Raw genomic sequence first — 25,466 nt, 5'->3', positions numbered from 1 at the left:
ATTCTTACGAGAAAAGAACAGGAGGCAAGCGAGTTGAAAGCGTACAAGACCAAGGCAGCAAAGCTCACTTCCGCGGTCGCTATCGCGGGCGCTGCAGCTCTGGCCTGCCCGGCGTATGCATTCGCTTCTGAGGAGGGCGGCATCGGTGCCATTCTCCCCAAGATGAACGAATTCATCCCCATGCTCGTCGCCTTCATCATTCTGTGGATCGTCCTCGCGAAGTTCGGCTGGCCGATGTTCGACAAGATGCTCGAAAAGCGCGCCAACACCATTCGCGATGACCTGAAGAATGCGGAAGAGGCCCGCCAGGAATCTGAGCGTGTGCTTGCCGAGTACAAGCAGGAGCTCGCCGAGGCCAAGGCCCAGGCTTCCAAGATCATCGCCGATGCCAAGCAGACCGGCGAAGACGTGAAGGCCGACATCACCGCCAAGGCGCAGAAGGAAGCCGCTGACATGATCGAGAAGGCCCATGCGGCCATCGAGGCGGACAAGAAGGCGGCCAAGGCCGACCTCCAGGCATCCGTCGCCGATATCTCGGTTGCTGTGGCTGCCAAGCTCATCGGCAACGATCTGTCCGATGAGGAGCATCGCAAGATGATCAAGCGCTACGTCGAAGAGGCAGGTAGTTTCGATGCCAACTAACCGACTGCTCGTTAAAGAAGAGGTTGCCACCTATGCCGGCATGCTGCTGGACGCTGCGTACAACGCGGGCGGCCAGGAGCGCGTGCTGGAGGTTCGCGATCAGCTGGAGCAGGTGCTCAGCATCTACCGCGGCAACGCGGATCTGCGTGACGCCCTGGCCAACCCGGCTCTTCTCCCTGAGCAGCGCCACCAGTTGGCCGAAGGCGTGTTCGAGGGGGTCGACCCCTTGATTCGCAGCGTCATCGCCGTCATGGCGGAACGCGAAAACCTCGGACAGCTCTCCCAGGTTGTGTCCACCTATCGCGACGCGTCTGAAGAGAAGCTGGGCGTGTGCGTCGTCGACGTGACCACTGTGGTGGAACTCGACGACGAGCTCCGCAAGGTCATCATCGAGAAGCTGTCTCAGGATCTGGGCAAGAACGTCGTTCTGCGCGAGCACATCGACAAGTCTATCCTGGGCGGCATCATCATGAGCACTCATGGAAAACGCATCGACGCGAGCGTAGCGTCCCAACTGGAGCGCACTCGCAACGTGCTTACGGAAACAAACGATGGAGGTGAATGCTAGTGACTGAAATCACCGCTCAGTCTATCGACGAAGCTCTGCGTAAGCAGCTCGAGTCGCTCGACACCAGCGTCGATGCTCGCGAGGTGGGCACGGTCGTCCAGGTGGGCGACGGTATTGCCCGCGTCGACGGCCTGAAGGGTGCCATGGCAGGCGAGCTCCTGGAGTTCCTCGGCGAAGGCGGCAAGACCGTATACGGCTTGGCGCAGAACCTCGAGGAAGAGGAGGTCGGCGCCGTGCTCCTGGGCGATGTCACGGCAATTCGAGAGAACGACCAGGTTCGCACCACCGGCAAGATCATGGAAGTGCCTTCGGGCAAGGGTCTGCTCGGCCGCGTCGTGAACCCGCTGGGTATGCCTATCGACGGCAAAGGCCCCATCACTTCCGAGGGCACTCGCCCCGTGGAGTTCAAGGCCCCCGGCGTTATCAGCCGCAAGCCCGTGCATGAGCCCATGCAGACCGGCATCATCGCCGTTGACACGATGATTCCGATCGGTCGCGGCCAGCGCGAGCTGATCATCGGCGACCGCCAGACCGGCAAGACCGCTATCGCGATCGACGCCATCATCAACCAGAAGGACACCGACGTCATCTGCATCTACGTCGCCGTGGGCCAGAAGGCCTCCACGGTGGCCGGCATCATGGAGTCGCTGGAGAAGCACGGCGTGATGGAGAAGACCATCATCGTGGCCGCCACCGCTTCCGATTCCGCTCCTCTGCAGTACATCGCCCCCATGGCGGGCGCTGCAATGGGCGAGTACTTCGTCTACACCGGCGAAGACGGCAAGCCCGCTGGCCCCGAGAACCACGGCCGTCACGTGCTTATTGTCTACGATGACCTGTCTAAGCAGGCTGTGGCCTATCGTCAGATGTCGCTGACCCTGCGTCGTCCGCCGGGACGCGAGGCTTATCCTGGCGACATCTTCTACCTGCATTCGCGCCTGCTGGAGCGTGCAGTGAAGATGAACGAGGAATACGGCTTGGGTTCCATGACCGCTCTGCCGATCATCGAGACGCAGGCTGGCGACGTGTCCGCTTATATTCCCACCAACGTGATCTCCATCACCGACGGCCAGATCTACCTGCAGACCGACCTGTTCTATCAGGGCCAGCGTCCCGCTGTTGACGTAGGTATCTCCGTTTCGCGTGTTGGTGGCTCCGCTCAGACCAAGGCCGTGAAGAGCGTTTCCGGTACCCTGCGTCTGGACCTTGCCAACTACCGCGAGCTGAAGGCGTTCACCCAGTTCGGCTCCGACCTGGACAAGACCACCATGGACCAGCTGAACCGCGGTGCCCGCATGACCGAGCTGCTGAAGCAGGGTCGCTACATGCCGCTCTCCTTCGAGGAAGAGGCCGTGGCAATCTATGCCGGCGCAAAGGGCTTCCTGGACGACGTGGAAGTGGCCGACGTGGTTCGCTTCCGCACCGAGCTTCTGGACTACCTGCGTGCCAGCCATGCCGACGTGCTCAAGAAGATTCACGACGATGCGAAGTTCACGCCTGAAAGCGAAGAGGCCCTCAACGGTGCCATCGATGCTTTCAAGAAGCAATTCGCGGCGTAAGGAAGGCCGAACATGCCTAACCTGCACGACATAGACAAGCGCATCAAGTCGATTTCTTCGACCAAGCAGATTACGCGCACCATGGAGATGGTTGCAGGCGCGAAGGTGAAGCATGCCACCGAGCGCATCTACGCCGCCACGCCCTACTCCGAATCCATGACCGAGATGCTGCAAGGCGTCGCGGAGCGCGTGCAGGCCAGCGAGAATCCTTTGCTGGAAAAGCGTGAGAATGTGAAGCGCATTCTGGCGGTGGCCGTGGTTTCTGACCGCGGCCTCGCCGGAGGCTTCAACTCCAACGTCCTGCGCTCGGTTGAGAAGACGATCCGCGCAAAAAAGGCGCAGGGTGTCGAGGTGGAAGTGATCGCCTGCGGCAAGAAGGCAATCGGATTCTTCAAGTATCGCAAGATCAATCCGGTGCTTGAATTCGCGGATCTTTCTGCCGACCCTACGTTTGAAGAGGCGAAACAGATCGCCGATTACGCCGTGAAGGCGTATGAAGAGGGCAGCGTGGATGAGGTCGTTCTGGTGTACAACCACGCCAAGAACGCCGCTGAGCAGGTTCTCCGCGAGGAGATTATCCTGCCCGTTGACACGCAGGCCGTTATGGCCGCTGCCGCCGGATCCTCCTTGGATGCGGCCGACGCTGCCGATCAGTCCGCCGATACCGTTTCCGCTTCGCTTGAGTTCGAGCCCGAGCCCGCCGATGTGCTCCAGCGCCTGCTGCCCGCATACCTGCGCACCTCGATCTACCACGCGTTGATCGATTCCGCCGCAGGCGAGCAGGCTGCACGACGCACGGCAATGCACTCGGCAACCGAGAACGCGAACGAGATCGTGGAAACGCTGTCGCGGTTGTACAACCGTGTACGTCAAGGCGCCATCACCACCGAGATTAACGAGATCGTGGGCGGCGCTGCTGCTTTGGAGGATTAAATGGCTGACGAGAAAATGCTTACCAAAGCGGAGCTCGACGCCAGCAAGGGCGGTACGGGACGCATCGTGCGTATCGTCGGCCCTGTCGTTGACGTTGAGTTCCCTGCGGATCAGCTGCCGGCGATTTACAACGCGCTGACGGTTGACGCAACTACTCCTGTCGGCGAAGTGCACGTTGTTCTGGAAGTTGAGACCATGCTTCCCGGCAACCTGGTGCGCTCCGTCGCCATGAGCTCCACCGACGGCATGGTGCGCGGCCTCGAGGTCGTTGACACCGGTCATCCGATCATGATGCCCGTGGGCCCTGAGACCCTGGGTCGCATCTGGAACGTCATCGGTGAGCCCGTGGACGAGAAGCCGATGCCCGAGGTGTCCGGCTACATGCCCATCCATCGTCCCGCGCCTGAGTACGATACCCTGTCCACGAAGACCGAGATCTTCGAGACGGGCATCAAGGCCATCGACCTGATCGAGCCCTTCATCAAGGGCGGCAAGACTGGTCTGTTCGGTGGCGCTGGCGTTGGCAAGACCGTTATCATCCAGGAGCTCATCAACAACCTGGCCCAGGAGCACGGCGGTACTTCCGTGTTCACCGGCGTAGGCGAGCGCACCCGTGAGGGTACCGACCTCTTCCTGGAGATGAGCGAGTCTGGCGTTATCAACAAGACCTGCCTGGTCTATGGTCAGATGAACGAGCCGCCGGGAGCGCGTCTGCGCGTTGGTCTGGCTGGTCTGACCGAGGCGGAGTACTTCCGCGATCAGGGTCAGGACGTGCTGCTGTTCGTGGACAACATCTTCCGCTTCACTCAGGCGGGTTCCGAGGTGTCCGCACTGCTCGGCCGTATGCCTTCCGCTGTAGGCTACCAGCCCACGCTGGCCACTGAGATGGGTGACCTGCAGGAGCGCATTACCTCCACGGATAAGGGCTCCATTACCTCCGTGCAGGCTGTGTACGTTCCCGCTGACGACTTGACCGACCCCGCGCCGGCCACGACGTTCACCCACCTGGATGCCAAGACCGTTCTGTCGCGTTCCATCGCCGAGCTGGGTATTTACCCCGCCGTTGATCCGCTGGAGTCCACCTCCCGCGCTCTCGAGCCCGCTATCGTGGGCGAGGAGCACTACCGCGTGGCTACCGGCATCCAGGAGCTGCTGCAGAACTACAAGGACCTGCAGGACATCATCGCCATTCTGGGTATGGACGAGCTGACCGAGGAGCAGAAGCTCACCGTGTCTCGCGCTCGTAAGGCCCAGCAGTTCCTCGGCCAGTGCTTCCACGTGGCTACCCAGTTCACCGGTCTGCCCGGCAAGTACGTCAAGATGGAGGACACCGTTCGCTCCTTTGCCGCCATTCTCGACGGCGAGTGCGACGAGATCCCCGAGCAGTGCTTCCGCATGAAGGGCTCCATCGACGACGTGTACGCTGAGTACGAGGCCATGAAGAAGGACGAGAACTAACATGACCAAGTTTGCCTGCGATATCGTGACGCCTGAGGCGAAGTTCTACTCCGGCGATGTCCACTTCGTCGTGGTTCCCGGCACCGAGGGCGAGATGGGCTTTCTGTACGACCATGCGCCCGTCGTGTCCACCCTGGCCGACGGCGTAGTCCGCATCCAGGAAGAAGAGGGCGGCCCGCACAAGGAGTTCGCCATCGAAGGCGGCTACGTGCAGGTCGACGGCAAGAGGGTCATCATCCTCGCTGACAAGGCCGAGGAGAGCCATCAGGCTTAGTGCTTGAAGGCAAGGGCTTTTAAGCCTTTGTGGCGTAGTCCATGTGGCTACCCGCGAGCGTCATACGCAATGCAAGGGCGGTTCCTTAAGGAGCCGCCCTTTTTGTGTTTCAAGGGAGGTTGGGTCGTTGAAAGAGGCTTGGTATCCCTTGGTTTCCACAAGGCATAGAAGAGATGGCACTACATGTAGTATAGGCCTCTGACCTCGGAAAACCGCTTGTGAAGAACCCTCGAAATTGGCTGAAAAATTCAGTTGAAACAGATGACGAAGAGCTGAGAGTGTGGTTAGATAGGCTCGAACTAACAGCGCATACGCACACCAATCGAACTACGCGCATCGTGCCCCTCGGCACGTCTCGCAACGTCGCGCATGCCGCCTCCGCCATGTTTTGCTTATGCGGTGCGGCGCGTTTGCTTGCGAGGGTTGCGCAGAAGGAGGGGCTCTTCCGATGAAACCTACGCGCCATATCGTCGTTGCAGGCATGACTCTCACGCTTGCGTTCGGCATGACTCCCGCGGCTGCCCTTGCCGCTGAGAGCGCTGATTCCGAGATTGTCGGCGAAGCTGGCGGCGATGCTGCCGCCCATGCCGATGCGACTGAAGACACCGCTGAATCCGAAGACGCTATGACCTCTGAGGCTTCTTCCGAAGACGGAGAGGCTGCAGAAGATTCTTCTGCAGCGGCCGGAGAAGAAACGGTCGAGGAGCCAGCTGCCTACGACAAAGAGGATTTTTACGTTGAGGCCCCTACGGTCATGATGATGTCACGCGCTTATGCCGCACCGATGGCGGCATCGATTGCGCCTGTCGCCCTGTCCGACGAGATGAAATACTTCACCGCCTACGAAAGCGGTCGCAATTACGACCAGGGTCTATCGTGGGGCGACGGTTATCATGCGATGGGTTACTACCAGTTCGATAACCGCTACGGCTTGGATGATTTCCTCATTTCTTGCTATAACTACGACCCCGATACCTACTCGATGTTCAAGTGGGTTCTGACCACCGACATCACGGGCGATTTGTATAACTCTTCCACTGGAAAGCTGACCAGCATCGGCACCAAGCTCAACAGCTCTTGGCATGCGGCCTATAAGGCCGATCCTGCGGGCTTTTCTGCTTTGCAGGATAATTGGGCCTACAAAGAGTATTATCTTCCGGCCGAAAAGTATCTGAAAAGCTTGGGTATCGATATCTCTGAGCGTGCCGATTGCGTTAAGGGGCTCGTTTGGGGCATGTCCAATCTGTTCGGCACCGGAGGGTGGCGAAAGTTCGTTGGCGGCTACACGAGCGGATACGATTGGAACGGCACGTGGCACGATAGCTACAAATGGCCGGGTGCCTGGAACGGCGATTACAAGAAGGCCAACGCCATGTCTGACCGCGAGTTCGTAACCACGCTGTGTGACTACGTGGTAAATAACGTGGCGGTGTTCTACAAGGCGCAGCCTGAGTATCATGCCGGCTGGCAGAACCGCTATCGCAGCGAGAAAGCTGATTGCCTGGCGTATATCGCCGAGGACGAGGCGCAGCAGGCGGATAGCCTGTCCTACAACGCCAACGGCGGTTCCGGCAAGATGAGCGCCACCAATGGAACCGTGAACAAGAGCGTCAAGGTAGCTGCGTGCGGCTTCACGCGTGACGGCTACGAGGTCATGGGCTGGAACACCAAGAAAGACGGCTCCGGCAAGAGCTACGCCGCGGGATCCAGCTACACGCTCACCAAGGGCGACGATGTGCTGTACGCGCAGTGGAAAAAGAAGCAGACCGTAGTGCCCACGCCGCCTGCGGAGTCCGATGACGCCGTTACGGATGGCGAAGGTTCGTCGGGCGGCAATGGGTCGGGCAATGCCGATTCCTCCAATGGGGGCGAGTCTGGCGGTTCTACCGATGGGGCGGTAGATACCCCCGACTCCGGTAGCAACTCCGGTGCGGGGGAGGACTCCTCCAACGGAAACGGCGGTGATGCTCCGTCGGACGATGCTCCTTCGGGTGACACCGGCACGAATGATGGTGGCGGCGGGGGGACCGCAAACGACGGATCCGAGAGCGGCTCCGATGGCGGCAGCAACGAGGGCGAGGGATCGAATTCCGGCTCCGACGAGGATTCCGAGCCGACTCCCGCTCCTCCTTCGAACGACGCTACGGATGACACGACATCCAACGATGAAAATGCCGGCGCTAACGACAAGCCCGAGGAAACGCCCGATTCCGGCAGTACCGGTGCCGGAATAGAGACGGGCGGAGGGTCTGGAAACGACTCGACTGACGGCGCTCATAACACCGGCGGATCGGAAGAGTCCAACTCGAATGCTGCTTCGGGCGAAGGGTCCGACAATAAGACGGGCTCGGGTTCAGATGGATCGAATGCCTCTGAGAACCAGGGTGGCTCGTCGCAAGGGGAGGACAAGTCGGGCGATGGGTCCAAGTCTGACGAGGCCGGCGATGCGGACGGCAGCCAAAGCGATCAGAGGGATTCCAAGAACGACAAATCGACCGATGAGGGCAAGGAAACCCTGCTCAAAACCAATGACGAGAGCGTGGGCATCGTTGCGGCGCTCGTAGGCGGCTTCGCTTTGGCGTTTGGCGTGGCAGCGGGCACCCTGCGTCGCATCCTGGGCGGGAACTAGAGCCGTTCACCCAGCGACTGGCTTGTGGTACCCCGGATGGGGGCGAAGGCTCGTATCCGGCGATTGTGCCTATCTTGCATGCCAGGCGTGGCACTACAATTCAACTCGTGGCAAGGGCCGCCAGATGATTCTGGTGGCCCTTTTGCTCTTAATTCGGGAAAACGCTGTTTTTTCAATAGCGAGATTCATTTTTTAGTACATTTAGCAAACCGCTTCATTCACCTGACTCATCAATTGTTTTCAATAATCGGCATGAGGCTAATCAACAAGCCCTTCGAGAGTGATGCCGATGTGGAGGGAGTTGGTCATGCCGAGCGTTACCATGCGCTCCAGATGGGTGACGCCGGCCGCCAAGGGCTCCACCACGGTGACGGGGTAGTGGGCGTCAGCCAGACGTTTGCGCAGCTTTGCAACTGCCCGCTGCATGCCGGTGCAGCCCAAGATCACGGTGTTGATGCGGTACTCATCGTGCATCTGTGAACAAACATCTGCCAGGCGCTCGTCCACGCCGTCGCCGCCAAACACCTCACCTACCATCATGTCGGCAGGGATGATGGCGGCAATCTTGCCGTCGAAGCCTTCGGTGCGTGCTTTGCGTTCTTCATTGGCGATGCCATCGTAATCGGTGGTGATAATGCCGATGCGTCCGCCCAGCGAAAGCGCCGTGAGCACCGAGGGCACGTACCCTCCAAACACGGGTACTTCAATCATCTCGCGTAGCGCCTGCACGCCAGGGTCGTCGAAGCAGTTCACGAAGATGCCGTCTGCGCCGCGCTGGGCTGCGGCGAGCGCCTCGCGCACGATTTCGGTGCCGTTGAACATGCCCTGCATCTCGGATTCAACCGAGGGAAAACCGTGCTTGAGCGTTACATATTCGATTTCGGTATCGGTGCGGGTGAGCGAGGCCAAGTATGGCTTCATCGCATCGGACACGTTCTGTGGAAGGTTGACGACGGGGTTGATTACGGCAAGCTTCATGGCGCGCTCCTTCGACGACGTTGCGTTGCTGCAAGTATAGCGTCCAGGCCAACCGAAAGGTGGCAAAAAAGGTCTTGGCTGCAGGATGAGGAATGGATGACGGGCATGCTTGGAGTGGCGGGCCCGTCGGCGGGAAATCGATGGGCGGGTTATTCGTCTTCTGGGTCGGGGATGTATTCCAGAATGTCTCCCGGTTGGCAGTCGAGCGCCTTGCAAATGGCGTTGAGGGTGGAAAATCTCACGCCGCTCACCTTCCCGGTTTTGATGCGAGAAAGGTTCACGTTGGACACCCCCACGTGCTCGGACAGTTCGTTGAGCGACATTTTGCGATCGACGAGCATGCGATCAAGCCGAAGTACTATCATGCCCGCCTCCTATCTGAGCCATTGCGCAGGTGCGATGCACCGAAAGATGAATATTCCTGCGGTTGCGACGTCGCTTGTTTGAGCGGGCCAACGGGTTTCGCTGCGAACGAAGCGATTCGCTGTTCCGGTATTGTAGCAATTCGCAACGCGGATCCATTGCGTTCAAAGCGCTTACAGCAGTTCGTCATCTTGCTGCTGAAGGGCACAGCCGTAGTTGAAAACATGCGCGATGAACAACACCATGACTCCCGCCCACACCCAGAGCGAATTTGTCACGTTGCCAAGGGCGAATCCGAAAAGATAGTCCATCGCCGGAACGACGAGCCCCCAGAAAAGCGATAGGACAATGATGCTTATGCCGATGACGCGAAGCGACCTCACGTTTTCCGGCTTAAACGGAGTTCTTTGCTCATAAAAACGGCGACTCATGGCTTTAAGCTGATAAAACGGCACAATCAAAAGAAGGAAGGTCACGACGCTCGTCCCATAAAAGTATGCGTCGTTTGCCCACGTTCCAGCGGGCGACCCTGCGGCGAGAAGAATGATTTGGATGATGCAGAGCACCGCTACAACCGCAAGCGCTATCATCATTAATAAGCCCACGTTTTCAAACATATGGCTTTGAATGACGATGCGGTTTTCTGTGTCCCGTCTGTCCAGCGCGTCCATCGTCGTCTCCTTTTCGGTTTGCCCCACATGCCAATAGCGATCGGCTTGACCTTGATTAAAGCGGCTCGTGCTGCGCTATGCGAACATTGCCTGAAAGGGCCTCTCGCGTAAATTGGGCATTGCGGCCTTCTTTCCTTCGTAGTTTGCCCGAAGGCTTTTATTGCCGCGGGCAAGTGAGAGGGCTTGAAATCCAGTGCGCAAACTGAGCGCGAATAACATGCAAGCAAAAGGAAGGCTGCCGAAATCAATCGGCGGCCTTCCTGCATCGCCAGGGAGGGGCGGCGATGTGCTCGGATTCCAAGGTGACAGATGGAGTTGCGTCCTGAATGCCGTGCCTACGAAGCGGCCTGCTCGCAGCAATTCTGCACCGCGGTGCGGAAGGCGTCAGAGGTGCGAGTGGCACCGGCTACCGTATCGACGGCGGGGGTTTGCGCTTCGATTACGGCAGGAATCAGGGTGTTTTCCATGGCGGCGACGCCTACGTAGGAAGTCTCCAGTTCGTTTTCCTGCGTGATCTCGGTAATCTTGCCGCCGGAGATGGTCACGGTCACGGTGATGTCGCTGAACATGCCGAACTGGGTGTCGGTGTACGTGCCGTCTTTCAGCTCGCCTTCAGGCATGCTCCAAGAGGTATCGGGCACCGACTCGCTGGTATCGCCCTCGGAAGAAACGCTGCCGACCTTCTCCGTGCCAATGTACTCAGCTGCGAATTTGCTGGCAAAGCGGCCCGAGTTGATGTTGTTCGCGTTGGTGCCGCCGGGTACGTTGATGGTGTAGATATTGGGCCACAAATCGGCCGAATCCACGCCGGCGGAGTAAAGGCCGGGAATAGCCTTGCCGGTTTTGTCCACAACCTCCATCTTGCGGTTGGTGCGAATGCCGCCGAAGGTGACCATGCATGCCTGGGGCATGTAGCAGAAGTAGAACGGAGGGTTCTCAAGCTTCTGCATGTACTCGGCGGGTTTGCCAAAGTATGCGTCGTCGCCCGCATCGCACATGTCGTTGTACGTATTGATGGACTCAATCACGGTATCGTAATCGAGCTCAAGCGCATCGCATGCCTTCTGCGCAAGCTCTTCCAGCGTGTCGGCGCTGAAGAAGTCGTTGTAGGGATTCTCGTCGATGCGTTGCTGAAGCTCTTCCTGGGTGGCTTCCCAGTCGATGCGCGGCGCAATCATGCCGTCGTAGGCGTCCTTGAAAATCTTGGCGTCATAAATGGAATAGAGCTTCTGGTGCATGAGCGAAGGAATCATGTCGGCCATCCAGTTCTCAACACCGGCCGATTCGGCGCAGAAGCGCTCGCCGTCCTCGTTGATCCACATGGAAGCGGCGTTATGGCCGGCCACAACCAGACCGTCGCCGCGGCCGAACGTGCCGTACTCGCCGCCCGGTGCGCCCGATACGGTAAGCTGCATCAGGCCGGACATGCGGGGAATATTGCTCGCGCCGCCTGCCTCCATAGCCATGCGCACGCCGTCGCCGTCGTAGCCGTACAGGAAGCGCTTGACGTTGGTGGTGTCAGAAAAGCCGCCCTCTTGCAGGTATTCGTCGTTGTTGGCAAAGCCGCCCGTGGCAAGCACTACGGCTTTGGCATTCACCTGAACGTAGTCGCCGTTGAGCTTCTGCGCGTACACGCCGGTAATGGCGCCGCTCTCATCCTGAATAAGATCGGTGGCTGGGCAGTTCATGAGGAACTGAACGCCTGCGTCTTTGGCGGTTTGAGTCATTGCGGGGGAGAAGTCGTCGTGGGCGCGGTTTTCGCCGAACCAGTGGAACGTCTCAAACTGCCCGCCATGATAATCGTCAACTACGCCAGTGAAGTTGACGCCGCACTCCTTGAGCCACGTGATGTTCTCGCCCGATGCCTGCACCAGGTCGAGCCATTTCAGGCCATTAGCACGGTTGTGGGAGTAATTCATTTCAGTGGAAATGATTTCAGCCGGCTCAATTTGAATGCCCGCTTCTTGCTGCATGGTGGAATTGACGGCAAACACGCCTTCGGTGCCAATGCCGCCGCCGCCCGTGCCGCCGTGTTTTTCCAGAACCACAACGCCAAGCCCCTGCTGCGCGGCCTCTACGGCTGCGGAAAGCCCGGAGTTGCCGGCTCCACAGATGCAGATATCGCAGGTGTAAGTGGCTACAACGTTGCGCGTGACAGACTGCGAGGACCCCTCCTGGCTTTCTGAATTTGAGCTCGAGCTTTGGGATGCGGGCGCACAGCCCACCAGCCCCGCTCCTGCTGCTGCGGCGGCGATGCCCGTTGCTCCTGCGATGCCCAAGAAATTGCGCCTCGTGATATCCATGGTTCCCTCCTTGTTCGCGGAATGCGTCCGCCCTGTGCGGCGCGTTTCCTAAAGTCATCGTAAGGGGCCGAATGCCTTCGGTCTATTACCCGCAGAAGGTAGAAATGCCGCAGGTGACCCAATAATTACCCGTAACGGGTGAGGGCAGAGGTGCGTTTCTTGCGAAAGAATGGAGCATAAAGGACAATAGATTATCAAGCATCAAGCGCGAAGAGGAGGGAAGCGCGGATGGGATATAGGGAGGGCGACGACGGTTCCGTCGCATACAGTCGTTCGCTTCAGCTGGACGGCGAGGCAAACGCGACGCACTACAGCATGAACCGCATCAAGGGCATTCTTCTTGCCACGGCCGGCATGGCGCTCCAATGGGCGGCGCTGCACTGTATTACGTTTGGCGATACGGTGTTTGGCGGCGGCAGTGCTGCTGCCTCCGGGGATGCCTGGTTGGTGAACTCCATTGTGACGTTTGCGGTATTTCTGGCGTTGTTCTTAGGGGCGCGGCGCATAGGCTCGCTTCTTGCGTGCCGGTATGTCCTGTATGGCGCCGCGGCATGCTTGTGCGCAGGTGCGGCGTTGCTTGTGGTGGGATACACTGCAGGCGGTATTTTTGAAGCGGCCATTTACGGGGGCAATGTGCTTATCGCATGCGGGACTACGCCGTTCATCGTTGCGTGGGGCGAGGTGTACCGCTATCTCAATCCCAAGGGCGAGCAGCTGTTTGTGACGTTGGTTGCGGTGTCGGTTTCGGTTGCGCTCTACATGGTGGAGGCCAGTCTTCCGCGCGGTATCTCCGATGCGACGTTCTTTCTGTTCTTGGCGGGAGCGGTGACATGCCTGTTCCGTTCATGCTGGCTGCTTGAGGCGTCTCGCCAGTCGTGGGGCGTGCGCGGTGAGACGCATGTGCGCAAATCGCCTTTGCTGCTTTTGGTGTGCATCGCGGTATATTCGATTCCGTACAACTACTTGCGTGGCGCGGGAGACGTGCAGGCAGTGCTCGCGAATGCGGGTGATTGGTCGTGCGTGCTGGCGGTGACGGTGTTTGTCATAGTGGCGGTTGCGCTGCTTGAGATGGCGGCCGAGGCGCGCGGGCTTCTGCTTGTTCCTAGCTTCGTGCTGTTTTTCATGTCGGCGGCAATGATCGTGCATCTTTTGGGAGGCGACGAGAGTCTTGTGCTTGTTCCTTCGCTCTTGTATTCAGGCTATTACCTTTTTCTTGCCATGGTTTACCTTGCATTAGGGCCCATCGTTGCTACCACCGACGCAAATCCGGTGCGACTGTTTTCATGCGCCATGCTTGCCAATGTGGGTGGCCTTTTGGCGGGTGCCTTCCTTGGTAAGCTCGACGGTCTTGTGGGAGAAAGCGCTGCCGCGATTGCGGTGCTGGCGGTGACGTATTGCATATTGTTTACGGGGTTTGCGCTTTTGCATGGTAAGTCGTACAGCCTCTTCCGCATCAACAGCTTCCATGAGGATGAATACTCCTTCGAGTTTCTTGATATGGCACACGTGTCAGATGGGGCAATTGATAGCGCCGAGATGGGCGAGGGTTCCGTTGGGCCGCATGCCTTCTCGGAGCCCGATTTGTTCTCTGCCTTATGCGATCGAGTGGGCGATGCGTACGGGCTTTCCGGCCGAGAGCGGGAGGTGTTAGCGGAGCTTGTGCGCGGCCGCACCATTGCGTCCATCGCCGAAAGCCTGGTGCTTTCGGAAAACACCATCAAGGCGCACACGAAGGCCATTTACCGTAAGCTTGACGTGCATTCGCGAGAAGGGCTGTTCGAATGCGTTGAACAGTTTGGAAAACGCGGAGGAGGCGAATGATGTTGCATGCGCCCACTCCGCTGGCGACTGGCTAAAATCGTTGCAGATGCGCGTCTGAATGGAAGCTGAGAAGCGCCCATGATGGATGTCGGTCCGGATGCGCGATGCGCGAATAACATGCAAGCAAAAAGAAAGGCCGTCGAAATCGTCGGCGGCCTTTCTGCATCGCCAGGGAGGGGAGGCGATGTGCACGGAGCTCAGGGTGGCAAACGGGGTTGCGCTTCTTACAGCAGGGCTTCAAGCGCGGCGAGCGCCTCCTGCTTGCTTGATGCTCCGAGCTTTCGATAGATGTTGCGGGCGTGCGTTTTGATCAACAAGCCCTTCGAGAGTGATGCCGATGTGGAGGGAGTTGGTCATGCCGAGCGTTACCATGCGCTCCAGATGGGTGACGCCGGCCGCCAAGGGCTCCACCACGGTGACGGGGTAGTGGGCGTCAGCCAGACGTTTGCGCAGCTTTGCAACTGCCCGCTGCATGCCGGTGCAGCCCAAGATCACGGTGTTGATGCGGTACTCATCGTGCATCTGTGAACAAACATCTGCCAGGCGCTCGTCCACGCCGTCGCCGCCAAACACCTCACCTACCATCATGTCGGCAGGGATGATGGCGGCAATCTTGCCGTCGAAGCCTTCGGTGCGTGCTTTGCGTTCTTCATTGGCGATGCCATCGTAATCGGTGGTGATAATGCCGATGCGTCCGCCCAGCGAAAGCGCCGTGAGCACCGAGGGCACGTACCCTCCAAACACGGGTACTTCAATCATCTCGCGTAGCGCCTGCACGCCAGGGTCGTCGAAGCAGTTCACGAAGATGCCGTCTGCGCCGCGCTGGGCTGCGGCGAGCGCCTCGCGCACGATTTCGGTGCCGTTGAACATGCCCTGCATCTCGGATTCAACCGAGGGAAAACCGTGCTTGAGCGTTACATATTCGATTTCGGTATCGGTGCGGGTGAGCGAGGCCAAGTATGGCTTCATCGCATCGGACACGTTCTGTGGAAGGTTGACGACGGGGTTGATTACGGCAAGCTTCATGGCGCGCTCCTTCGACGACGTTGCGTTGCTGCAAGTATAGCGTCCAGGCCAACCGAAAGGTGGCAAAAAAGGTCTTGGCTGCAGGATGAGGAATGGATGACGGGCATGCTTGGAGTGGCGGGCCCGTCGGCGGGAAATCGATGGGCGGGTTATTCGTCTTCTGGGTCGGGGATGTATTCCAGAATGTCTCCCGGTTGGCAGTCGAGCGCCTTGCAAATGGCGTTGAGGGTGGAGAATCTCACGCCGCTCACCTTCCCGGTTTTGATGCGGGAGAGGTTCACGTTGGACACCCCCACGTGCTCGGACAGTTCGTTGAGCGACATTTTGCGATCGGCGAGCATGCGATCGAGCCGAAGTACTATCATGCCCGCCTCCTATCTGAGCCATTGCGCAGGTGCGATGCGCCTAAAGATGGATGTCCATGCGATTGCGATGCCGCTCGCTTGGGCGGACTATCTCGCTGCAAGCGAAGCGATTTGCTGTTCCGGTATTGTAGCAATTCGCAACGCGGATCCATTGCATTCAAGGCGCTTACAGCAGTTCGTCATCTTGCTGCTGAAGTATGCAGCCGTAGTCAAAAATGTAGGCGAACGTAATAAGGATGATGGCATTAAAAAGAGTGTCGTAGTCTATACCAAAATCCTCGGGTATATATGGGTTTCCGAATCCCAGGGTAGATACAACAGCGGCGGCAATGGCGGGCAAGATGGCGCAAGCGATGTTTACCCAGGCGATGCCTTTGAGCTCACGGGCGCGTGCCCGTTCGAACGGATGACGCGTTTTCGCGATGGACCGGAACATTTTAAACGCGATGAGGTAGGACGTGAGTGCAAGCGCTGAGAATAGGGAAAACGTGACGCCTTCGGTAACAAGTTCGCGTTGGGAGAAGCCAGGTTCGCTCGGGTTCCACCCGCCATTAGTCGTGAGAAATTCGTAACCGAACGCGCCTGCGGCAAACAGTATGACGCCAATAAAGAAAGCAAGGGCGCAAATGATTGAGACGAAAATGAATAAGATGGACATGATGCGACAGAGGGTGGCCATATGGTTGAGGGTTTTATCGCGTAAATTGGGCATTGCGGCCTTCTTTCCTTCATAGTTTGCCCGAAGGCTTTTTATTCCCGCGGGCAAGTGAGAGGGCTTGAAATCCAGTGCGCAAACTGAGCTCGTGCGTGCTGCCTAGGCATCGTGCTATTTACACTATAACTATGCAATTAAACTTATGCAATAAGAATTTAATGTTTTACATTAAATTAAAGATGATTAAAGCGAATGTGGCATGAAAATAGGGGAGAAAGGAATGGGCCTGGAGGAAAGGGGGAGCCTATCGAATAGGGCGTCGCATTCGATAGGTATCGCGGTTGCCCCGTTCCTCCAGGAGGGTCCTGCCTATTTGTTACGCCTGCTCTTGCTGCGCCCAATGGGCGGCTGCGTCATAGCTTTCGTCGCGCAGCGCTAAAAGCGCTTGATAGCGAGGGTCGTCAAGGCAATCATCCCAATGTGCGCCCGCAACTACGGTAGCAATGATGCTGTTTTTCAGCATGTCAGCGCCTACGCCGCCTATCTGGTCGGCAAACTCGGCGCCTGAGTTCAACTCGTCTTTCAGGGCGTCGAACAACCCGCCGCCTAAAGGGGAAACGGCGCAAATCGAGGCATCGGTATCGCCGTTGCCGTTGAGCAGCACACACAGGCGTTCCACGGCTTCAAGCGCATCCTCGACCTCTCCGGCATTCTTCAGGGCGGTAGATATGCGGGCGAATTGGGAAATGGAGAACATAGGGCTTATCGCGTCAAGCTGCAACGCATCCGTGATGTCGCGTGCCGCGCGAGAAAGGGCTCGTATCCGCTGCGGATTGTCTTCGTGGTATTTCAGCTGGGCTATGCATTCATTTGCGGCGTTTGTGCCCGAGATGTACACGATGCGCTGCCTCAAGGCGGCAGCTTCGTCGTTGCGTCCTGCCTGATCGTAGGCGGTTGCTAGAAGCGAGGGTATCGTAACGGCGTCCTCTGCCCAAAGCGATTCAAGGAGCTGGATGCATTCCTCAATGCGGTCTGGTTGGTTAGAGTTCATAAGAACGGTTGCGCGCATCATGCGTGCCACGCGCGTGCGAGAGGGATCATCGCATTCGTCCTCTATGCGTTCGAATACGCCTTCTATGTAATCTGTGACTTCGGTGAAATGATCGGGGTGATACAGTGCGCGATTCAACAGTGCCGCGCTCATTTGGCAGAGTAGGGGCCAATCGCGCCAATGGGCACGCTCCGTGCGTTTGCAAGCGTCGAACCCCGCCTCAAAGTCAGACTCGAGGGCGGCTAAAAGCTCCATTATTGTGCGATTGCGTTCCTCCTCGTCTAGCTGTTCAGTATATCCGAGCAGTTCATCGCAGGTGATGCCGAAGTATGCGGCAATGTGGGGGATGATCGCTATGTCGGGTGCGCTTTGGCCAAGCTCCCACTTGGAAACGGCCGCCTTGGTCACCCCAAGGTGGCTTGCAAGCGCCTCTTGCGTGAGGCCCGCGGTGCGTCGCGAGCGGACGATGACTCTTCCGATGCGTGTTGCGGGGGATTCGTGGGGTGCGGTTTTGCTGTCTGGCATGATGGCTCCTGCTTCTCAATGATGCGGTCAAACGGAGAGGCCTCTGCGCTGAGGCAAGTATCTCATCATCCAGCAGTAGAATAAATGGAGCATTGGTTGACTTTTGGAGGAAAGAATCAACGGCGTGACATGAGTGCTGCTTCTCAAATTATTTGAGAAGCAATGCGCATAACTTCTCAAAAATTTTGAGAAGTTAGATGATATACTTCTCAAAAATATTGAGAAGTATAGGAGAGCAGCATGGTCAGCGCTAGCATTGCCCCACTTGTTCGGGAGAGGCTAACCGAGGAGTTGCCCAATTTCTATCACCGAGCAGAAATCATTCGAGAAATTCCCCTCCCAGCACGTTTCAACCTTGTGCATATTGTCACCGGCATGCGACGTTGTGGGAAAACGTTCTATCTATTTCAGCTTATGCGACGATTAATGGATGATGGAATACCGCGCGAGCGCATGCTGTATTTTGACTTCTCCGATGACCGGTTGGCTCCTATGGAGCCTGGCACGATGCAGGCTGTGGTGGAGGAATACTGGCGGCAAGTTCCTGCTGCGCGCGAGGGGGGCTGCTACCTATTCCTCGACGAAGTGCAGGAATGCGACGAGTGGCAAGGATTCTGCCAGCGCATTGCAGAACAAGAATGCGTAACACTGGTGATTACAGGGTCGTCTTCTAAGGTGTCTTCAAGCGAAATAGCTACGCAGTTTCGGGGGCGGTCGCACGTCCACGAAATGTGGCCGCTCTCTTTTGCTGAATATTGCACGTTTGAGGGCGTTGCTTTACCGCAGGCAGGGCAAGATTCGTTCGCGCCAAGGGAGCAAACGAAGTACGAGTCGATGTTTGACGAATATTTGCAATGGGGAGGATTCCCCGGCATTCAGGGCAAGCTGCCCTCCGACCGCATTGAAATACTGCAAGGGTATGTACGCGATGTGGTGGCTCGCGATGTTGCAGAAAGAAGCGGACGCGGTGATATTTCGCTTGCTATGCAGCTTGCGCTGTTCGCGATTCGCAATACCGCTTGCGAGGTGTCCGCAAACGATCTTGCCAGGAGGCTCAAGGACATTGGGTACAAGGCGTATTGGGAAAAAGTGCAGGCATTGCTCGAACTTCTCCAACAGGCATACCTCATCCATTATCTGCCTGAGTACACCACCATGCTTCGCCCAGATACCACTTCTATTCCCAAAGTATATGCAGAAGATCATGGGCTTGCGTATGCGGTTTCACGCGCTAATCAGCAGGACTACGGGAAACGATTGGAGACATTGGTCTATCTCGAATTGCGCAGACGTTTAGCAGGTTTGAGAACCGATGCGGTAACATCGCTCAATGTGCCAGGTGTGCGTGGCGAAAAGGTGGATTTCGTTGTGGGCGATGCCCTCGGGGTGGAGCCTTACGAGCTTTTGCAAGTTACGTACGACATGTCGCCTGAGCGCACGCGAAAGCGCGAAATCGAATCCCTTGAAGCAGGAATGCGTTATACGGGGTTGGAGAAGGGGACGATTATAACGCTTCGGGAGCAAGGAACCGTACTGGCAGATGCGGGGGAGATATCAATCGTTCCTGCATGGCAATGGTGCTTGGCACAATAACGCGATGCGATTGACGAGGAAAACGTCCGAGGCGCAGTAAGAAAGCGGGAGGCCCCAAAAGGAGCCTCCCGCTGGTTGGTGCGGATATCGATTTTGCCAGTGCCTACTACGCCGTGATGATGGTGCCGGTCTCGCCGCGCAGGCCCGCGGCGGCCTTCTCCAGGCTGGTGATCAGGGCGCGGCCCTGCGGGTAGGCCTCCACGTACTCCAGGCACGCCTCCACCTTGGGGAGCATCGAGCCGGGGGCGAACTGGCCCTCCTCGATGTACTGCCTCGCCTGGGCGGCGTCCATGACGTCGATGTCGGCCTGGTCGGGCCTGCCGAAGTTCACGGCCACCTTGTCCACGGCGGTGAGGATCACGAGCATGTCGGCCTTGAACGTGGCGGCCATCATCGCGGCGGAGCGGTCCTTGTCGATGACGGCGGGCACGCCCTCGTAGGTGTCGTCGTGTTCGAACACCGGCACGCCGCCGCCGCCCGTGCACACGACGATGTAGCCGGCCTCGAACAGGTCGCGGATCGCGTCGGACTCCACGATGCGGCGGGGCTTGGGGGAGGCGACCACCTGGCGCCAGCCGCGGCCGGCGTCCTCCTTGTAGGTCCAGCCGGTCTCCTCGGCCTTCCTCTTGGCCTCCTCCTCGGTCAGGAACGCGCCCACGGGCTTGGTGGGGTTCTCGAAGGCGGGGTCGTCGGGATAGACCACGGTCTGGGTCACCACGTTGGCCGTGGAGCGCATGATGCCGCGCCTCTTCATCTCGGAGAGCACCGCCTGGGACAGGTGGTAGCCGATGTAGCCCTGGCTCATGGCGCCCGCCTCGGGGAAGGGCATCTCGGGGGTCTTGCCGTCGTGCGCCGAGGCGTAGGCGAAGGCGTTGTTGATCATGCCCACCTGGGGGCCGTTGCCGTGGGTCACGATGACGTTGATGCCCTCGGCCACCATGTCCACGATGTGCTTCGCGGTGTCCTGCACCAGCTCGTACTGCTCCTGGGGGGTGTTGCCCAGGGCGTTGCCTCCCAGGGCAACGACGACGGACTTTCCGGTTCCTTTCTGATAAGGCATGGTCGCTCCTCTCTTACGCCGAACCCGGTCGGTCGCGGCGGAATCGGTGATTTTGAAACAGCGAGGCCCCGCCCCCTCAGGGACGGGGCCTCAATCTCAAAGCTTGTCCGTGAGATATCGGGGGTCGTTACTTCAGGGTCGCGTACATGACGGCCTTGATGGTGTGCATGCGGTTCTCGGCCTCGTCAAATACCTTGGACTGCTTGGACTCGAACACCTCGTCCTCGACCTCCATCTCGGTGATGCCGAACTGCTCGGCCTTCTCGGCACCGATGGTGGTGTTGGTGTCGTGGAACGCGGGCAGGCAGTGCAGGAAGATGGCCTCGGGATCGGCGATTGCCATGAGCTCCTTGGTCACACGATAGGGGGTGAGCTCCTTGATGCGCTGCTCCCACACCTCGTCGGGCTCGCCCATGGACACCCACACGTCGGTGTAGATGACATGCGCGCCACGGCAGGCGGCTTCGGCATCCTCGGTCAGGGTGATGGTGCAGCCGTTCTCGGCGGCGATGGGCTTGCAGGCCTCGATCACGTCATCGGCGGGCATGCAGTCGGCGGGGCCGCAGGCCGTAAAGTTCATGCCCAGCTTGGAGCACACGACCATCAGCGAGCGGGCCACGTTGTTCTTGGCGTCGCCCATGAACACAAGCGTCTTGCCCTTGATGTCGTAGTTGAAGTTCTCCTGGACGGTCAGGATGTCGGCGAGCATCTGGGTGGGATGCCACAGGTCGGTCAGGCCGTTCCATACGGGCACGCCTGCCTTGGCGGCGAGCTCCTCGACGTCCTCCTGGGCGAAGCCGCGGAACTCGATGCCGTCATACATGCGGCCGAGCACGCGGGCGGTGTCCTCGATGGACTCCTTCTTGCCCATCTGCGACGAGCCGGGATCCAGGTAGGTCACGCCCATGCCAAGATCCATGCCGCCCACCTCAAAGGCGCAGCGGGTGCGCGTGGAGGTCTTCTGGAACAGCAGCACGATGTTCTTGCCCTCCAGGTAGCGGTGCGGCACGCCCGCGCGCTTCATGTCCTTGAAGTTCTTGGAGAGCTTGAGCAGGTACTCGATCTCCTCGGTGGTGAAATCGAGGAGCTTGATGAAGCTGCGGCCGGAGAGATTGACGCCCATGATGGTATTCCTTTCTCTGGGTGAGCCGTACGCCTGCGCGTGACGGCTGCTTGCCTGGGTGGTCCGCCCATTAGGCCGGGCGGTGGGCCACATTCGTACCCCTCATACTTTAGCGCATGCCGGGGTGTAACCGGGGTTGGATGCGCGCCTCGGCAGATAAGACGCGCATCCTTAGGGTTTAGGCTCCGCAGAGCATAACCTGTGCTACGAGGAGCGCTCCGCCGAAGACGAATAGGAATCCGACCATCGGCAGCACGAACTTAAGCCAGTGCGTGTACTTCATGTCTAACATGGTCAGCGTTGCCATGACAAGACCGGTGGGAGCCAGGTACAGCATTGCGTACTGTCCCCAGTTGTAAGCGGATACGACGATGGAGCGGTCGATGCCAACGGTGTCGGCCAAGGGGGCCAAGATGGGCATCGAGAGCACGGCCAAGCCGGAGGACGAAGGAACGATGAAGCCCAGCAGGAAGAAGATGACCATCATCATAAGGATGAACACGGGGCCCTGCATGCCGTTGACGGCGTTGGTTGCCCAATACAGGAGCGTGTCGGAGATGAGGCCTTCCTCCATGATCATGTTGACGCCGCGCGCCAGACCGATGATCAGCGAAACGCCTACGAGGCTGGATGCGCCGTTGACGAACGCGTCGGTGATGGACTTCTCGTCCAGGCCGGTCAGGAACATGCAGATGATGGCGATGGCGAGGAACGAGGCTGCCATCTGCGGGAACCACCAACCGAGGTTGACCACGCCGTAGACCATCAGGATGAACGCTAGCACGAACAGGATCAGGATGAGCTTGCGCTGCCAGGTGAACGGCTTGATCTCGTTGGAGTTGGAGTCATGCACGTTGAACAGGCTGGCGAAGTGCTCGCGATCTTCGTAGGTGTAGGATGCCTCGGGGTTCTTCTTGATCTTCTTGCAGTACCAGTACAGGTAGGCGATAACCACGATGCCGCCCACGATGCAGCCTGCGATACGCCATTCGATGCCTTCGGTCCACTGGACGCCGGCGGCGTTGGATGCGATAACCACGGCGAACGGGTTGATCGTGGAGAACGTGGTGCCCATGGAACCGGCGAGGAAGATGGCGCCCACCGTGACGATGGAGTCATATCCCAGCGCGATGAACACCGGCGCCAGAATCGGGTAGAACGCCACAGCCTCTTCCTCGAGACCGCAGGTGGTGCCGCCCAGCGTCATGAGCGCGGATACCAGGAACACAAGGAAGAACTCGCGGCCTTTGGTCTTCTGGGTGAGCGCGACCAGGCCGCTTTCGAATGCGCCTGATGCGTTGACCACGCCAATCAGGCCGCCAAGCACCAGGATGAACACCATGATGTCCACGCCGTTGATGGTGCCGTTGACCATAGAGGTGAATACGTCGTAGGGACCCATCGGAGCCGACTCGAGCGGGGTGTAGGTACCGGGCACCGAGATGGGCTTGGTGATAGCGCCGTTGAGGAACTGATTGACATCGATCTTCATGTCCTTCAGCTGCTCATCGGCGTAGAAGGCTTCTTCGGTGCCTTCTACTTCGCGCACCTCGCCGCCAGGCTCGGTGATCTGGAAGATTCCTGCGTCGGCCACATATTCGACCTTCGCATACTGGCCGGCAGGGATAAAGTGCGTTGCGATGACGGCCAGGATCGTGATGATGAACAGAATGGTAAATGCGGTTGGGACTTTAAGCTTGAACTTCTTTTTGGGCGGAGCTGCGGAGGCCGCGCCAGCGGTTGCTTCTGCTGCCATTGTACCCTCCTTCGGTTGCGAGGCTCGGATGCTTCTGCGCGAAGGCTCTTGCGTTGTGGCCCTGGTCTCTGGCCTTATCTTGCCGCCTCTGCCTTTTGCCTGCCGCGTGTGGCTGCTGCCAATCCTCTTTTGGCGCAGGGTGCGGTGGAGCGAGCGGTTTTCAAGAGTGTGCGAGGCGGGCCGTGCTTTTCTGGCTTCGAGCACTTGCGCCGTGCGTCCGAGTGTGGTGCGGGCGAACCCGCATGACTGAGGATCCCCTGGGTTGTATCGACGGTGGAGCCTTCCCGCGGATGACGGTTCGGAGGCGTATCCGAATGCGCGTCCTCTCTTCGCGCGAGGTCGGGGATGTCGGCATTCGTCGGAAGGCTGTCCTGCGGTCGATGTCCCGATGGCTGGACTGTAGCCCGGAATAGGTGCGTCTGGGAACGTGAAACTTGGGATGTATGCGGGTGTAAGTTGGGTTTAGATATACATGAGCTGCGGTTATGCGGCGTTGAACCTTAAACAGTGTTGAGGCATTTAGACAAGAGGGAGGTATAATCATCCGTGGCGCAGCAGGAAGTACAACCGGGTTCGCCCCTTCCTTCCCCGGTGAGTCGGCTGCGTTGTTCGGAGCACGTCTGGAAGGAGCATATCGGGCATGTATCTTGTTCTGTTCTATTACACCCTTTGCATCCTCCTCATAAGCGTTATGGCGGCGGCGCTCTGCTTCTCCACCTACCTCGTTTCGCGCAAGACCGCGCTGCTGTTCGCATGCGCAGGGTTCGTGTTCTATTTCTTTGATGTGGCGATCGTCTTTCAGGACGATTTTATTTTATACAGCATGGGAGAGGCTCTGAAGCAGGTTCACTTTGTAGGCGCGCCCATCGCGGCCGTGTTTACGGGGGCCGGCATTATCGAAGCGGCATGGCTTGTGATATGCAGCTTCTTCAACGAGAAGCGTCGGCTCGTGCTGGTTTTCCCTGCGGCGTTCTTCATGGTGTGGAGCGTGGTGGTGCTCATCGCCATTCCCCCGGGGCCGGTGCATCAGTTCTTGTTCTACAGCGTGCGCGAGGTGTGCATTTATGCGTTCCTGGTTTACCTTGGTTTTCGTTACGTCACTTCATCCGAGCTCACGCGCGACCGCATGCGGAGCGCCATGCCGCTGTATTTCGCCGCGCTTGTTCTGAATACGCTTATCGTGACGGAGAACATCGTGCTCATGTTCCTGGTCGATCCCGAGGTGTTTCGCTCGGGCATCGTGCCGTTTTTACCCGAGCGCAATATTGCCGAGAACATGCTGATGATTGCATGCGCGGTGAGTGCTGTGTCGTATTGCTGGGGAAGGTTGGCGATTCATTTCAAAACGCCTCCCATTGGTGGCAGTTCGCGTGTGGACGCGTTCATCGACGAGACGCTGCCGCGGTATGCGCATTTCTACGGCCTCACCGCGCGTGAGACCGAAGTGCTGCGCGAGATTCTGACGGGCAAGGATAACCAAAACATCGCTTCGGGGATGAGCTTGGCGCCGTCTACCGTCAAGGTCCACGTGCACAATATTCTGCGCAAGACGGGCCAAAAGGATAGACAGCATCTGATGCGCGACTTTAGCCGCCGAGCCTAGGGAGGGCGTTTGCCGCGCGTTTGCTGCGCCGGGTCGCACTGCGCACACGCGCCTGTTCGTGCGCAACGCCTGGTTACGTCCCACTGCGCGCTATGTTCGGTTGCGTCCCGTCAATGCGTTGTCGAATTGCGCCCATCGGATTGCGCTCGGGCAACGCCTGCTCTCATGCCGTGCCGCATCTGCATGCCCGTCAATGCGTTTGCGGACGCAATCCAGCTTCTTCGTGGACATTTTTTCGAGTTTCCCGGGTCGGACGCGTTCCGTTCTCCAAAGCCGATGCGCTTTTCTTGCGCAATGCTTTAGGGACTTTCTTCGAAACCCCAGGTGGAGAAGATATTGGAACCAGTTGCTGGCAATGTGTTCATGCGAACTGACGCTGAGCGCATATCGTCTTGTCTAAAGGATTGCCAAATTCATCGGGAAAGTCGAAAAAACGTCCACGAAATCCGATTTTGCTGGCAGCGCGCTTTGCACAAGGTAGGCTTGTGGCTGCTCTGGTATTTCGAATCC

General features: G+C 58.5%; 21 protein-coding genes. 10 read left to right on the top strand and 11 right to left on the bottom strand.

The window, feature by feature from the left end; all coding sequences use genetic code 11:
* The first annotated feature begins 33 nt into the window (after nucleotides 1-33).
* From atpF to DMP06_RS01105, 7 genes are all read left to right on the top strand, one after another.
* A complete protein-coding gene (gene atpF / locus DMP06_RS01135) occupies nucleotides 34-642 on the top strand; it encodes a F0F1 ATP synthase subunit B (RefSeq protein WP_452586132.1) in 609 nt (202 codons plus the stop codon).
* Nucleotides 632-1,210, top strand: a complete 579-nt coding sequence (gene atpH / locus DMP06_RS01130; protein WP_123207902.1) for an ATP synthase F1 subunit delta — start codon at nucleotides 632-634, stop codon at nucleotides 1,208-1,210. The genes atpF and atpH overlap by 11 nt, the downstream gene beginning before the upstream one ends.
* On the top strand, nucleotides 1,204-2,769 hold the full coding sequence (gene atpA, locus DMP06_RS01125) for a F0F1 ATP synthase subunit alpha (RefSeq protein WP_220092517.1): 1,566 nt from the start codon (nucleotides 1,204-1,206) through the stop codon (nucleotides 2,767-2,769). The genes atpH and atpA overlap by 7 nt, the downstream gene beginning before the upstream one ends.
* Nucleotides 2,770-2,781: 12 nt before the next feature.
* A complete protein-coding gene (atpG, locus tag DMP06_RS01120) occupies nucleotides 2,782-3,702 on the top strand; it encodes an ATP synthase F1 subunit gamma (protein WP_123207901.1) in 921 nt (306 codons plus the stop codon).
* On the top strand, nucleotides 3,703-5,160 hold the full coding sequence (gene atpD / locus DMP06_RS01115) for a F0F1 ATP synthase subunit beta (RefSeq protein ID WP_123207900.1): 1,458 nt from the start codon (nucleotides 3,703-3,705) through the stop codon (nucleotides 5,158-5,160).
* 1 nt (nucleotide 5,161) lies between these two features.
* Entirely contained in the window at nucleotides 5,162-5,434 is a 273-nt protein-coding gene (atpC, locus tag DMP06_RS01110) for an ATP synthase F1 subunit epsilon (RefSeq protein ID WP_123207899.1), read from the top strand.
* A gap of 448 nt (nucleotides 5,435-5,882) precedes the next feature.
* Nucleotides 5,883-8,063, top strand: a complete 2,181-nt coding sequence (locus DMP06_RS01105; RefSeq protein ID WP_161957775.1) for a VgrG-related protein — start codon at nucleotides 5,883-5,885, stop codon at nucleotides 8,061-8,063.
* A gap of 258 nt (nucleotides 8,064-8,321) precedes the next feature.
* On the opposite strand, the gene DMP06_RS01100 is transcribed toward DMP06_RS01105, so the two are convergent.
* The 4 genes from DMP06_RS01100 to DMP06_RS01085 form a co-directional block, all read right to left on the bottom strand.
* Nucleotides 8,322-9,041, bottom strand: a complete 720-nt coding sequence (locus DMP06_RS01100; protein ID WP_123207897.1) for an aspartate/glutamate racemase family protein — start codon at nucleotides 9,039-9,041, stop codon at nucleotides 8,322-8,324.
* Between the two features lie 149 nt (nucleotides 9,042-9,190).
* Entirely contained in the window at nucleotides 9,191-9,406 is a 216-nt protein-coding gene (locus DMP06_RS01095; RefSeq protein ID WP_123207896.1) for a helix-turn-helix domain-containing protein, read from the bottom strand.
* A 171-nt stretch (nucleotides 9,407-9,577) separates the two neighbouring features.
* Nucleotides 9,578-10,075 (bottom strand): DUF2975 domain-containing protein, encoded by a 498-nt coding sequence (locus DMP06_RS01090; protein WP_123207895.1) that lies wholly within the window; start codon nucleotides 10,073-10,075, stop codon nucleotides 9,578-9,580.
* Nucleotides 10,076-10,410: 335 nt separating this feature from the next.
* Nucleotides 10,411-12,378: an FAD-dependent oxidoreductase gene (locus tag DMP06_RS01085; protein ID WP_123207894.1), complete on the bottom strand. Its 1,968-nt coding sequence runs from the start codon at nucleotides 12,376-12,378 to the stop codon at nucleotides 10,411-10,413.
* A gap of 228 nt (nucleotides 12,379-12,606) precedes the next feature.
* Between DMP06_RS01085 and DMP06_RS01080 the strand changes: the two genes are divergently transcribed.
* Nucleotides 12,607-14,199 (top strand): helix-turn-helix transcriptional regulator, encoded by a 1,593-nt coding sequence (locus DMP06_RS01080; protein ID WP_123207893.1) that lies wholly within the window; start codon nucleotides 12,607-12,609, stop codon nucleotides 14,197-14,199.
* A gap of 237 nt (nucleotides 14,200-14,436) precedes the next feature.
* Here the strand turns inward: DMP06_RS01080 and DMP06_RS01075 are convergent, their stop codons facing one another.
* The 4 genes from DMP06_RS01075 to DMP06_RS01060 all read right to left on the bottom strand — a co-directional run bounded on the left by DMP06_RS01075 (nucleotide 14,437) and on the right by DMP06_RS01060 (nucleotide 17,821).
* On the bottom strand, nucleotides 14,437-15,225 hold the full coding sequence (locus DMP06_RS01075; RefSeq protein WP_123207892.1) for an aspartate/glutamate racemase family protein: 789 nt from the start codon (nucleotides 15,223-15,225) through the stop codon (nucleotides 14,437-14,439).
* A gap of 149 nt (nucleotides 15,226-15,374) precedes the next feature.
* Complete coding sequence (locus tag DMP06_RS01070) at nucleotides 15,375-15,590, bottom strand: helix-turn-helix domain-containing protein (protein ID WP_123207891.1); 216 nt, start codon at nucleotides 15,588-15,590, stop codon at nucleotides 15,375-15,377.
* A gap of 166 nt (nucleotides 15,591-15,756) precedes the next feature.
* On the bottom strand, nucleotides 15,757-16,302 hold the full coding sequence (locus tag DMP06_RS01065; RefSeq protein ID WP_123207890.1) for a hypothetical protein: 546 nt from the start codon (nucleotides 16,300-16,302) through the stop codon (nucleotides 15,757-15,759).
* Between the two features lie 319 nt (nucleotides 16,303-16,621).
* Nucleotides 16,622-17,821, bottom strand: a complete 1,200-nt coding sequence (locus DMP06_RS01060) for a helix-turn-helix domain-containing protein (protein ID WP_123207889.1) — start codon at nucleotides 17,819-17,821, stop codon at nucleotides 16,622-16,624.
* A 240-nt stretch (nucleotides 17,822-18,061) separates the two neighbouring features.
* Here DMP06_RS01060 and DMP06_RS01055 point away from each other — a divergent pair, with 240 nt between their 5' ends.
* A complete protein-coding gene (locus tag DMP06_RS01055; protein WP_123207888.1) occupies nucleotides 18,062-19,414 on the top strand; it encodes an ATP-binding protein in 1,353 nt (450 codons plus the stop codon).
* A 106-nt stretch (nucleotides 19,415-19,520) separates the two neighbouring features.
* Here the strand turns inward: DMP06_RS01055 and arcC are convergent, their stop codons facing one another.
* From arcC to DMP06_RS01040, 3 genes are all read right to left on the bottom strand, one after another.
* Nucleotides 19,521-20,474: a carbamate kinase gene (gene arcC / locus DMP06_RS01050; RefSeq protein ID WP_123207887.1), complete on the bottom strand. Its 954-nt coding sequence runs from the start codon at nucleotides 20,472-20,474 to the stop codon at nucleotides 19,521-19,523.
* A gap of 127 nt (nucleotides 20,475-20,601) precedes the next feature.
* Complete coding sequence (gene argF / locus DMP06_RS01045; protein ID WP_123207886.1) at nucleotides 20,602-21,597, bottom strand: ornithine carbamoyltransferase; 996 nt, start codon at nucleotides 21,595-21,597, stop codon at nucleotides 20,602-20,604.
* A 178-nt stretch (nucleotides 21,598-21,775) separates the two neighbouring features.
* On the bottom strand, nucleotides 21,776-23,353 hold the full coding sequence (locus DMP06_RS01040; protein WP_123207885.1) for a YfcC family protein: 1,578 nt from the start codon (nucleotides 23,351-23,353) through the stop codon (nucleotides 21,776-21,778).
* A gap of 640 nt (nucleotides 23,354-23,993) precedes the next feature.
* Between DMP06_RS01040 and DMP06_RS01035 the strand changes: the two genes are divergently transcribed.
* Complete coding sequence (locus DMP06_RS01035) at nucleotides 23,994-24,956, top strand: helix-turn-helix transcriptional regulator (protein ID WP_123207884.1); 963 nt, start codon at nucleotides 23,994-23,996, stop codon at nucleotides 24,954-24,956.
* Nucleotides 24,957-25,466 lie beyond the last annotated feature (510 nt).

This window comes from Slackia equolifaciens, assembly GCF_003725995.1.
Taxonomy (GTDB): domain Bacteria; phylum Actinomycetota; class Coriobacteriia; order Coriobacteriales; family Eggerthellaceae; genus Slackia; species Slackia equolifaciens.
Note: the sequence above shows the minus strand (reverse complement) of the source record. Positions and strands in the feature narration are given on the sequence as shown.